This is a genomic window from Streptomyces jeddahensis (assembly GCF_001642995.1).
In the GTDB taxonomy this organism is placed as follows: domain Bacteria; phylum Actinomycetota; class Actinomycetes; order Streptomycetales; family Streptomycetaceae; genus Streptomyces; species Streptomyces jeddahensis.
Genome location: NZ_LOHS01000195.1, coordinates 1 through 1439, shown reverse-complemented (window position 1 = coordinate 1439; position 1439 = coordinate 1). Strand labels below are relative to the sequence as shown.

The 1439-nt window shown below is 68.5% G+C and carries 2 protein-coding genes and 1 pseudogene; all 3 read left to right on the top strand.

What is annotated here, in order from left to right:
* The coding region (locus STSP_RS37955) for a 2Fe-2S iron-sulfur cluster-binding protein (protein ID WP_232789916.1) at window positions 1-176 on the top strand (176 nt) is incomplete at its 5' end.
* Entirely contained in the window at window positions 176-1165 is a 990-nt protein-coding gene (locus STSP_RS34830; RefSeq protein WP_067285049.1) for an FAD binding domain-containing protein, read from the top strand. The genes STSP_RS37955 and STSP_RS34830, both read left to right, overlap by 1 nt.
* Window positions 1162-1439 (top strand): annotated as a pseudogene (locus STSP_RS34825) (xanthine dehydrogenase family protein molybdopterin-binding subunit); the annotation flags it as partial. The gene STSP_RS34830 and the pseudogene STSP_RS34825, both read left to right, overlap by 4 nt.

Here is a 1439-nt window from a genome sequence, read left to right as displayed (position 1 = left end):
TCCAGTGCGGTTACTGCACGCCGGGGCAGATCATGTCCGCGGTCTGCCTCATCGCCGAGGGACGTGCGAACTCGGAGGAGGACATCTGCGAGTTCATGAGCGGCAACCTCTGCCGTTGCGGCGCCTACCCCAACATTCGCGCGGCGATTCGCGAAGTGACTACGGAAGGTTCATGATGCACCCCTTCGCATACGCCTCGGCCTCCGACGCAGACCAGGCCGTGGCCGTGGTCAGCGCTGATCCGAACGCGTCGTTCCTCGCCGGCGGCACCACACAGCTGGACCTGATGAAGGACGGGGTTCTGAACCCCGAACGGCTCATCGACATCACCGGCCTCCCCCTCGGCGGCATCACGCACACCGACTCGGCGATCCGGGTCGGCGCGCTGACCACGATGGAGGAACTGGCCGCCGATGCCGTGGTCGGAGAGCGGCTGCCGTTCATCCGAGAGGCTCTTCTGCTCGGCGCCTCGACCCAGTTGCGCAACATGGCCACTATCGGCGGCAACCTGCTGCAGCGAGCCAGGTGCCGCTACTTCAGAGACCCGACCGTCGCGGCCTGCAACAAGCGCAATCCCGGCTCGGGATGCGCTGCCATCAAGGGAATCCAGCGGATGCACGCCATCCTCGGCACCAGCGACCACTGCATCGCCCTGCACGCCTCGGACGTCGCGGTACCGCTGACCGCGCTCGACGCGATCGTCCACGTCCAGGGCGCGGACGGCCCACGGTCGATCCCCCTGACGCAGTTCTACCTGCCGCCGGGCGACACGCCGCACGTGGAGAACGTGCTGCGGCACGGTGAGCTGATCACCGCGATCGAGATCCCGCTGCTTCCCGAAGGAGCGCGGTCTCACTACATCAAGGTCCGTGACCGTGTCTCCTACGAGTTCGCCCTGACCTCGGCCGGCGTCGCTCTGGTCATCGAGGACGGCGTCATCCAGGAGGCGCGGGTGGCGCTGGGCGGGGTGGGCACCATCCCCTGGCGCGCCTGGGGCGCCGAGGACGTCCTGCGAGGGGCCCGTGCGGATGCCGGCGTCTTCCGCAGCGCGGCGGAGGCCGCACTCGAAGGTGCCAGGCCCCTGCCTGGCACCGCATTCAAGGTGGAGTTGGCCAAGCGCACTCTCGTGCGCACGCTGGATACCGTTGCAGGAGCGCTGTCATGACGACTCTCGAAACCGGCAAGATCGTCGGGGCGGGCCTGGACCGCGTGGACGCCCCGCTGAAGGTGACCGGATCGGCTCAGTACCCCAACGACTTCTCCTTCCCCGGTATGGTGCACGCCGCCCTGGTGGGCAGCACCATCGCTGCCGGGCGCATCCGCAGCATCGACGTAGCCGAGGCCCTGGCGGCGCCGGGTGTGCTGACCGTTATCACCCACCTGTCCGCGCCGAAGCTGGAACGTGGCCCGATGACGCTGCTGGGCGGATCGCCTCCGGC

Bases quoted from the DNA above. Each gene is read 5' to 3' on its own strand.
- STSP_RS34830 (WP_067285049.1), top strand. From the start codon at position 176: ATGCACCCCTTCGCATACGCCTCGGCCTCCGACGCAGACCAGGCCGTG.